Below are 8,869 nucleotides of genomic sequence, written 5' to 3'. Positions count from 1 at the left end.
TGTCAGTCTGTAGAGCGACCATAAGACCAGAACAGAGTAAATCTGTTAAGGCAGGTGCGGAACCCCGCAAGGGAAAGAAGCAGAAACCTAAATCGTGAGGTTTGGGAATCACCGTCCGTTTACGGCGGTGAGGATGTCAATTAGGCGCACTAGGGGATTCCATGGTTGATAACGGACAAGTTTAATAACTTGCTAAGTGGGTGGGTGGAATTAAATATAAGATGAACGTAGGTTGGGTTGAAGCATGAAACCCAACGCCCGCTCATGTTACGCTACCGCTAACCCATCCTACAAATAATTGTGCCTCCCTACTTATCTAAGAAAAAATCTAGGGGATTCCATGATTGATAACGAACAGGTTTAATAACTTGCTATCTAAGAATAAATCAGTTACAATTCTTGCCAATTAACTTCGTCTGTGAGGAAAGCTGAGAGTGTTGTCAAAAAAAGCCAAAAGAAACAACCAGATGAGACAGATATTTTCTGGAGGAATTTTCATCACATCCTGTTTGGGGACAGCCATACTTTGCGATGGGGTGAAGGCCCTTCCTTCTCCCTTAGACATTGACGCTGGTTCTATTCGGGTATCCCAGGAAAAAATTATCATTAATTCCCCCGTGGAATTAGAGAGGAGAGAAAGAGTTCTGACAACCAATTCCTTCTTGACAACAGAGGGATTAGCCGATAGTAATCTGCCCTCACCCTTAGAAAATAAACTAGAGAAATCTTCCCTCGATACTTTAGCAACAGAAAAGACCAGGACAATTTCAACCCTAGAAGAATGGAAGGGGAATCTAGGGACAATGCAAGCGAGTCAGCTTTTACCAGCAGGAGATAATAACTCGCCAGAAGTCGAAAAATGGCAAGCACAGGCATCTACCCCCGTTGATCCCAATATTTCCCCCGAATTGCAGCGTTTACGTCAAGATTTCCTGATTGAGGAACCGCGAACCCTTTCTGCGAAACTGGCGGAATTTGTGGTTGCCCCTAGTGCCAGTATTTCTACTCCCATCGGTTTTGGAGCGAATTTTGGGCAGATTTTCGGTGGTTTCGGTTTCCAGTCGAGAACCCGTTTTACCAATCAAGCAGATGGTGGGTTAGCTCTAGGGGTCGGTTTAGGAGAACCCCAGAAAATTGTCGGTTTAGATGTAACTCTGGCGATTTTGAGCCTTTTTGGTGATAACGCCGGACGGGGTAGTTTTAGCTTTAAAATTCACCGTTCTCTGCCAGAAGGTTTTGCTGTAGCCCTAGGATTTGAAAACGCTATTAACTGGGGTGGGACAGATGGCAGTAGCAGTATCTACGGGGTGGTAAGCAAATTTTTTCAGTTCACAGAAACAACGAAAGAACCCTTTAGTCAATTGACGCTCTCTTTGGGTGTTGGTGGTGGTCGTTTTCGCTCGGAAGGAGCCATCGAAGATGGGGTAAATTCCCTCGGTGTCTTTGCTAGTGCGGGTTTACGAATTGTTGAACCGGTCTCGGCCATTGTCGAATGGTCGGGTCAAGATTTAAACGCAGGTATTTCTCTGATTCCCTTCCCGAAAGTCCCCTTGACGGTTAACCTTGCGGGTGCTGATTTAACAGGTAATGCCGGGGACGGCGCTCGCTTCGTCATGAGTATCGGCTACAATTACTTTTTCCCCCGTTAGTCGGTTTTTACATTGTCTAATTTAGTTTTTTTGAATGAGGATAAAGACCATGTTGATGAAATGGTTGACCAATTGGCAAGTTTCCCTAGTGGCGGCGGTTTTATTGACCAATTCCCTAGTCTCTCCCGTTATGGCACAAACCGGCAACCAATCCGATATCACCGGACCAATTCTTTCCACCAGTGATTTTGCCGGTCAAACTCTCCCCATCACCACCACCGTTACGGTGACGGGATTTCAGGGGGGAGAACCGGCTCAAATCTCTGTTAATCAGGCGGCTGCTTCTGTGAACACTCAGTTAGCTGATAATAATTTAACCTCCCCCACGGGTACGCCGATTCCCCCAGCCTTTCAGGAATCGATACTGAGCATCTTAACAGGAGATGCTCAGGCGGGTAATAATATCAATGCTGTGACCGCCGCTCTTTACACAGCCCCCGGCGCACCGCCATTAAATGTTATTGAAGACTTATTGGCCAGCTTAGAGAGACTGACCAAGGATGAGAAGGTAGTTCCAGCTAAATTGCTGGCGGCGGTGCAGGCCTATAATGTGATGATTTTAGCCAGTAACGAAGAGTTTCTCCGTAATCCTCCCGCAGAACTACGAGCAATTCAAGCATCCTTAGCTAAATTGGTGGAAGCCACTATTAGCTAATCAGAATTCTCCCTTCTGACTTCACCATAGTCTCCTTGGATTAGAGGGCTGTGGTGAAGGCTCCACGGTGGGCGCGGTGGTTGGCTGTGGGGGAGTTACAGGAGGGGTATTTCTTCCCCCTAAGGATTGTTGGAGCTTGTCTCGCAGTTTTTTAGCAGTATCGGAGTTAGGATTAATTTTGAGAGCTTGTTCGTAGGCAGCGAGCGCCTCTTGGGGGCGTTCCCAGTAGGTCAAGACCAGACCTTTACCGTACCAAGCTTGATAGAGTTGAGAATCGAGTTGCAAGGCTTTTTCATAGGCGGCATAGGCGAGGGCTAATTGTCCTAACCGCCACATTTTATTGCCTTGATTAAGCCAGTTTAGGGGATTAGTATCGTTCTTATTGGGAACTTCAAAAGCCTTGTATAATTCATCCCCAATTTCTTGGAAAGATAAGGCATTGGGGGGCGAATTTTCGACATTTATCTGCCCTTGAATGCCAGACTGGGGTGCTAATGTCAAAAAAGTAGTGATGGGAATAGCGAGACTAAAGCCAATTGGCACGGGAACCTTTTCGATTTTTTCGGCTTCATTTTGTCCGTGAACCGCAATGACTCGTCCATTGATATCTAACACTGGACCGCCACTCATGCCCCCATAGGTGACACTGGTATAAACTATCTCATACCCCAACTCCGGGGGAAATATTTTCAGCAAGGGTGTAATGTCCTTGGGCAGCACTTTCCCCACATTGAACAATCGTTTCCGCTTGCCGATAAATTTCGGGTCAGGCCATCCAGAAGCAAAAATAAATTGTTCGTCAGCTACTTGATAGTTACCCAAGGTCGCTAATTGATAATTTTGGTCGCTCTGAAACTGCACGAGAGCTAGATCTACTCCGGGTAGTTTTTTGATGCTATTGTAATCGAGCGGATATTGCTTGCCATCCCAGGTAATAATTTTTAGTTGATCGTAATAGAACTTGCAGGCATCTCTAGCATCTTTACAGATTACATGACTAGCAGTAAGAACAGTATAAACCCTTCCTTCTTTGGCAATAATTGATCCAGAGCCATTAGAAGTAATTTTCCCATTCGCCCCCTCTTCTTCTGAGGGGATTAAAACGGTAATCTTTTCAGCAATTTTTTCTATCTGCTCAGTTGTTGATGCCTTAGCAATCTGAGGAGAAATCACAAACACCGCTATACTAACTAGGGCGGCGGAAATTTTCAAGAAATTGTTGCTCATTCTGGTTTAAAAATACAGTTGAGTGGAATTTACCAGAGTGGTGTGCGAGCGGGATTCTTTTCTCTTGGGGTTGACGGGGATGGAGAAGAAAAATCTTCCGAGAAAGTGGGTTCTCTATGGGTGGGAAGCGGTGGGGGTGACACTGGAGACCGTTGCCGACTGGAAGCAGATAGAGAAGATGACCCCGATTGTAAAAAAGTCCCGATAGGAATCGCCCAACTTAATCGACTCATTTGTTCCCACAGTGCCGGTGAAGTCACTGTTCCATCAGCAAAAACGTAGGATTTACCCCAGAGAGGATAAGCATGAATCCCGTTAATACCAATAACTTTACCTTGCCGATTCAGCAGCGGTCCGCCACTCATGCCATTTTTAATCTTATTGGTGTAGCCGATTTGGTAGCCTCTCGAAAAGGATTTATCACTCAAAAGCGACACTTTACCCAGGGTGAAGGTAAATCCCTCTTCTGTCGGGCGATCGCCATCGAAGGGAAAACCAGCGGCGAAAACTTGATCTCCGATAGCGAGATCATCGACATTAGCCAAATCAGCAATAGAATAAACTTGGCTACTGCGAAAAGAAACTAAGCCTAAATCATAATTATTCAAGCGAACTGTTCTGACCAACTCCCCCCGATGTATCTTGCCGTCAGGGGTTTGTATTTGCCAACCCTGAGAGCGATACCGCCCTAAAACATGGTCATTAGTGAGGACTTTGTAGGAAGCACCCTGTTTTTCGACTAAAATGCCCGAACCCCAGCCTTGCCCTGATAACACCTTAACGGTAATTGCTCTGGCTAACTGACGCAGCTGTTGTTCTGAAAGTTGTTGAGAGCTATGGGCATTGGCCTGGTTAGGTTCCAGAGCGGGAGCATAGCTTTGGACAGCAAGCAAAGGTGTTGACAGTCCCAATAATAAACCGCCCGCACCAGCCAAAATTCTTTTTATAGGCCGACTCACTTGATCACTACGCTCCCATCTATAGAACTAGAAAAGTTTACCAAACAGCGGGCGTTGGGTTTCCTTGCGTCAACCCAACCTACCTTATCTATAGAACTATAAAAGTTTACCAAACAGAACCGCCTGATGGTTTTTGGGGCGATTGTTCGGGAGAAGTCGCCGGCAGTGGAGAGGGAGACGAACCGGTAGCCAGATTTGTTTCCACGGGAACGCTTTCTAGGAATTTGTTGAAATGGACAGTGGCAGAATCCGATGAGCTTTCAAACAAAGGACTGCTGCTGGCTCCTTCCCGGATGTCAAATAGCTGTTGGATTTTCTCGGTTGCGTTTTCCCCGCTCTTGAGGGTAAATAATAGGTTACTGCTATTTGCCCGTTCTCGTCCATTACTAGGGGAATAGATTACCGGCAGACCATTGAGATAGCCAGTGGTAATAATATCAATTCCGCCTGGTCGAGTGTAAAGGGTATTGAATCGTCTAGTGACTTCTAGACACCGTTGCTGGGGAGTATAACCGGAACCGCTAGAATAACGAGAAACCCAACGAATAACAGCTTTGCGTTCATCAGGGCCGACTTTGACATAGGTTGTGGGAACTCCTACATAGGGGCCTGTCACTGGTAAAAGACACTCGAATCTGGTTTGAGCTTGGCTCGGTGATTGTAAGGTAAAGGCAGCTCCTACACCAATCAGACTAATAGTCAGAGTTTTTGTCAAAGTTTGTAGTTTCATTGTTCTTATCCTAATCCGGCAAAGTGACTCTATTATACACTTCAAAGGTAGCTTTTGTTTTTCCGTAAAATAAACAAAAGCAAGGCCTTTGCAACAATTCTTATTTTTTTGGATTAGCTTTTCTTCAAACTCCTTTAAGAGAGCAATCACATTAGTTCCTTTACCCCAAAGCGGACCAAACTTCTAACTTACTGACCACGCGACGAATCACCTCATCGGTAAACTCACTCATGGTCATTTGTCCCCCTAAATCGGGGGTTTTTTTGCCCTCGTGAATAGTTTCAAAGACACTTTCATAAATCGCCCGAGAAGCCTTGCGCGCTTCGCTAGTTTCGATATAACCTAACAAAGCTGCCGAGGCTAAAATCATCGCCATGGGATTAGCAATATTTTTGCCCTCTAAAGCGGGGGCTGTGCCGTGGGGAGCTTCTGCCATAATAGTTTTAACCGCTAAAGTCTCCTCATCAAATCCCAAAACTAAACTTTCGGCCCCGGCAATACTGCCATAGAGTTGCAAGACAAAATCCGATAATAAATCGCCATCGCGATTAAGGGCCGGAATCACCAAAGCTTCGCCGTCGGTTTGTAAAAGTAGAGCAAAAGTTGCATCAATTAACAGGGGTTGATAACGTACTTCCGGATGTCTTTGGGCTGCCGCGTCTAATTCCTCTTTAAACATCCCTTCGTAGGTGGCACTGACGGTGAATTTTGGGCCGCCAAATACCCGCGCCCCGGTTTTTTTGGCGTGTTGAAAGGTAAACTCGGCCACAGCGCGACTGGTAGCCCTAGAAATGCGCGAGGTGCGATAGGCAATTTCATCGCTGGTGGCCGTGGTTTCTCGCCATTCTTTGGCCCCGTAGGCATCGTCAACGGCCATGCGGACAATGGCAATGGGAGAATAAACGCCCCCAATCGGACGAATACCGGGGATACGGCGACCGATGCGGAGAATTACCTGAGAATTCATTGCTTCTCTTAAAATAGCGTTGGGACTGCCCACATCCCCTTTAATTTCTGGGGTAATAGTAGCAGCTTTGAGGGCTAATCCGGTTTTGAGAGTCGCTTCGGCGGCCTCATAAACCACTTGATTGTTACTCTGGCGACGCTGGGCTAAACTAAGATCAAAATCGGCAAAGTTAAGCGGTTGACGAATTATCGAGGGTTGCAATACTCTCAGGGCTTCTAGTAATAGTTCTTCTCCAGTTTGGTCGCCGTGCATGACCACAATGGTGGGGATATTTTCCGTCATAATTTTTGAGTTTTAATAAAAATTTTCAAGTATATGTTAATGCTTAATTGTCTGGTTAATTGGCTAAAAAAGATACTTTTTATCTTAATTAATTCTGTAATTTTATCAATCTTGCAGAAAAAAATATATAATCAATATTATGCCCGATCGCTAATTTAACTTAGTCAATCGGGCGGTGGTGAGAATTAATTAACCCAAGATTTAGAAAGCTTGTTCAACTTCGGCAATTTCGGGAATCATTTCCCGGAGACGACGTTCGATGCCCATTTTCAGGGTTACGGTGGAACTGGGACAGGAACCGCAAGCTCCTTGAAGACGCAGTCTGACGACTGGCCCGTCGATTTCGACTAATTCCACGTTACCACCATCGGACATCAGGTAGGGGCGCATTTCATCTAAGACTTGTTCGACGTTATTGGGGGTCAGTGTTAAAGACATAATCAGCCTCTGGTCAGAGATTTATTACAGTGTAGTTACCTCGATCCTAACGCTTTTTGGGCGGGAATAACCCTTAAGATTGTAAAAGCTGTAGATTGATAAAAGTAAATTCTGTGGTGGATTTTTCGCCCCCGGCATCGATTGCGTTAATTACTTGACAGGAGGGTAAATAATAATTACCGATTTTTTCGTAGGTTTCCTTAAAGTCACGTTTTCCCTTTAATTCATCGGTTTTAGCATTGCGGAAAATGGCATTATAGCGAATAGAAATATAACCTTCCCCCGTATCGAGACTTTCCTGGGTATTAATAGTAAAAGCCATCGGTCCCATGACTCGACTGACTTGACAGATTTCCTGGCCGCGGACTTTATAATTAGACCCCATAGCATCGCCGGTGACAAGAATTTCTACCGCACCGGTGGTATCATCTTCCCCGAAATTAAACTGGTTTTTGCCGTGGGAACCCTCAAAATTGCCTCTTTTACGGTGAGTAACGATGTCGCGCATTTGATTATAGATACTTTCTTGCACTTTCTCGTCATCAATGCCCGTTACTTCCACACTATAATCAGCATTAACTTGAATTTTGCCCGTATGGACTTCCTCTCCTTGGGTGAGGATAATATCAGCAGTGTAACCGGGGAATTGTTCATCCCAAGTATAACGGTTTTCGTAGGCGGAGCGGAAAATATCTCGGGCGTTCGTCGTGGCTACAGTCATAATTGCTTTACTTGTGTTGATAACTCTATTTATATCATTGTCGCTGATTTTTTCGCCTCTGGCCGAGATTTCTAGAAAACTAGATGAATTTCACAGCTTAAGGAAAAAGTCAGTTAGAATGGGACAATGACCCGTCCCCTGCTCGATTGCCATAAATCTAAATAAGCAAAAAATAAACATGAGCAGTTATGACAAAATTAAGTCCAAAAGTTAACGCAATTATTCGTTCTGGTGAACAACAAGGATATGTAGGTGAATGCGTGGAAATTTCGATTGTCACCCAGGGAAATACCTTAGACGAGGTGGTTAATAATCTCCAAGAAGCCATTTTACTGCATTTAGAGGGAGAAGATCCCAGGGAGTTCGGTCTAGTTGCCAAACCTTCTCTACAGATTACATTTGAGTTACAGCCAGAATATGCCTAAGCTGAAACAACTATCCGGCAAAGACATTATCAAAATTCTTGATCGATTTGGTTTTACTATTCACAGTCAACGAGGAAGTCACATAAAATTGCGTCGTGTCATCTCGGAGAGAAAGGAGACTTTAACGATTCCCAATCATCGGCAACTTGATCCCGGAACCTGTTACGCTATTTTTAGGCAAGCAAGTCAATATATTCCAGAATCAGAGCTTTATCTTTACTTCTATGACTTATAGAAAAAGTTAGGTAGTTGCCGGGAGCGCCAGGCAATAAAACTTCATTTACCGAAAACCTAGCCAAGGGAGTCACACTAGAGATGGTAAGCTTACCAGCAGGTAAATTTCTCATGGGTTCTTCTGAAAGCGATTCTGAAAAGCCTCCACACCAAGTTAAAGTCAACAGTTTTGCCATCGGCAAATATCCCATTACTCAAGCACAATATCAAGCGGTGATGGGAAACAATCCCTCTCACTTTAAAAATAATCCCCAAAATCCAGTAGAAAACGTTAGTTGGAACGGTGCTCAAGCTTTTTGTCAGAAATTGAGTCAAATAACTGGAAAAACCTATCGCCTACCCACAGAAGCGGAATGGGAATATGCTTGTCGTGCGGGGACAACCACTCGCTATTATTTTGGTGATAATGATAATCAGTTAGGAGATTACGCTTGGGGTAGGGAAAATTCTAATCGCACAATTCATCCCGTAGGACAGAAAAAGCCCAATGGTTGGGGACTGTATGACATGAGTGGCAATGTTTGGGAGTGGTGCGAAGACGATTGGCATGATAGCTATGCTGGAGCGCCGGATGATGGCACG

The 8,869-nt window shown here is 44.9% G+C and carries 10 protein-coding genes and 1 pseudogene; 5 read left to right on the top strand and 6 right to left on the bottom strand.

Going from position 1 to position 8,869, the window contains the following annotated elements:
- The first annotated feature begins 434 nt into the window (after positions 1-434).
- Positions 435-1,649, top strand: coding sequence for a hypothetical protein (locus IM322_RS10605; protein ID WP_353737506.1), 1,215 nt, complete (start codon positions 435-437; stop codon positions 1,647-1,649).
- A gap of 49 nt (positions 1,650-1,698) precedes the next feature.
- A complete protein-coding gene (locus IM322_RS10600) occupies positions 1,699-2,304 on the top strand; it encodes a hypothetical protein (RefSeq protein WP_287676296.1) in 606 nt (201 codons plus the stop codon).
- Between the two features lie 21 nt (positions 2,305-2,325).
- Here IM322_RS10600 and IM322_RS10595 read toward each other — a convergent pair whose 3' ends face one another.
- The 6 genes from IM322_RS10595 to IM322_RS10570 form a co-directional block, all read right to left on the bottom strand.
- Positions 2,326-3,531, bottom strand: a complete 1,206-nt coding sequence (locus IM322_RS10595) for a tetratricopeptide repeat-containing S1 family peptidase (RefSeq protein ID WP_287676295.1) — start codon at positions 3,529-3,531, stop codon at positions 2,326-2,328.
- 29 nt (positions 3,532-3,560) lie between these two features.
- Complete coding sequence (locus tag IM322_RS10590; RefSeq protein ID WP_287676294.1) at positions 3,561-4,490, bottom strand: S1 family peptidase; 930 nt, start codon at positions 4,488-4,490, stop codon at positions 3,561-3,563.
- Between the two features lie 106 nt (positions 4,491-4,596).
- Entirely contained in the window at positions 4,597-5,220 is a 624-nt protein-coding gene (locus IM322_RS10585; RefSeq protein ID WP_287676293.1) for a COP23 domain-containing protein, read from the bottom strand.
- A 160-nt stretch (positions 5,221-5,380) separates the two neighbouring features.
- Positions 5,381-6,469 carry an isocitrate/isopropylmalate family dehydrogenase gene (locus tag IM322_RS10580; protein WP_287676292.1) on the bottom strand — a complete coding sequence of 363 codons (1,089 nt, stop codon included), beginning with the start codon at positions 6,467-6,469 and terminating at the stop codon, positions 5,381-5,383.
- 201 nt (positions 6,470-6,670) lie between these two features.
- On the bottom strand, positions 6,671-6,907 hold the full coding sequence (locus tag IM322_RS10575) for a NifU family protein (RefSeq protein WP_286826460.1): 237 nt from the start codon (positions 6,905-6,907) through the stop codon (positions 6,671-6,673).
- 73 nt (positions 6,908-6,980) lie between these two features.
- Positions 6,981-7,628: a DUF3386 domain-containing protein gene (locus IM322_RS10570; RefSeq protein ID WP_287676291.1), complete on the bottom strand. Its 648-nt coding sequence runs from the start codon at positions 7,626-7,628 to the stop codon at positions 6,981-6,983.
- Positions 7,629-7,816: 188 nt separating this feature from the next.
- Here IM322_RS10570 and IM322_RS10565 point away from each other — a divergent pair, with 188 nt between their 5' ends.
- The 3 genes and pseudogenes from IM322_RS10565 to IM322_RS10555 all read left to right on the top strand — a co-directional run.
- Positions 7,817-8,053, top strand: coding sequence for a type II toxin-antitoxin system HicB family antitoxin (locus IM322_RS10565; protein WP_287676290.1), 237 nt, complete (start codon positions 7,817-7,819; stop codon positions 8,051-8,053).
- Entirely contained in the window at positions 8,046-8,288 is a 243-nt protein-coding gene (locus IM322_RS10560) for a type II toxin-antitoxin system HicA family toxin (protein WP_287676289.1), read from the top strand. The genes IM322_RS10565 and IM322_RS10560 overlap by 8 nt, the downstream gene beginning before the upstream one ends.
- Before the next feature lie 38 nt (positions 8,289-8,326).
- Positions 8,327-8,869, top strand: a pseudogene (locus tag IM322_RS10555) (formylglycine-generating enzyme family protein); the annotation flags it as partial.

This window comes from Microcystis sp. M109S1, assembly GCF_020247025.1.
In the GTDB taxonomy this organism is placed as follows: domain Bacteria; phylum Cyanobacteriota; class Cyanobacteriia; order Cyanobacteriales; family Microcystaceae; genus Microcystis.
Note: the sequence above shows the minus strand (reverse complement) of the source record. Positions and strands in the feature narration are given on the sequence as shown.

Coding starts and splice junctions, on each gene's coding strand:
- IM322_RS10600 (WP_287676296.1), top strand. CDS start 1,699: ATGTTGATGAAATGGTTGACCAATTGGCAAGTTTCCCTAGTGGCGGCG.
- IM322_RS10595 (WP_287676295.1), bottom strand. CDS start 3,531: ATGAGCAACAATTTCTTGAAAATTTCCGCCGCCCTAGTTAGTATAGCG.
- IM322_RS10585 (WP_287676293.1), bottom strand. CDS start 5,220: ATGAAACTACAAACTTTGACAAAAACTCTGACTATTAGTCTGATTGGT.
- IM322_RS10580 (WP_287676292.1), bottom strand. CDS start 6,469: ATGACGGAAAATATCCCCACCATTGTGGTCATGCACGGCGACCAAACT.
- IM322_RS10575 (WP_286826460.1), bottom strand. CDS start 6,907: ATGTCTTTAACACTGACCCCCAATAACGTCGAACAAGTCTTAGATGAA.
- IM322_RS10570 (WP_287676291.1), bottom strand. CDS start 7,628: ATGACTGTAGCCACGACGAACGCCCGAGATATTTTCCGCTCCGCCTAC.
- IM322_RS10565 (WP_287676290.1), top strand. CDS start 7,817: ATGACAAAATTAAGTCCAAAAGTTAACGCAATTATTCGTTCTGGTGAA.
- IM322_RS10560 (WP_287676289.1), top strand. CDS start 8,046: ATGCCTAAGCTGAAACAACTATCCGGCAAAGACATTATCAAAATTCTT.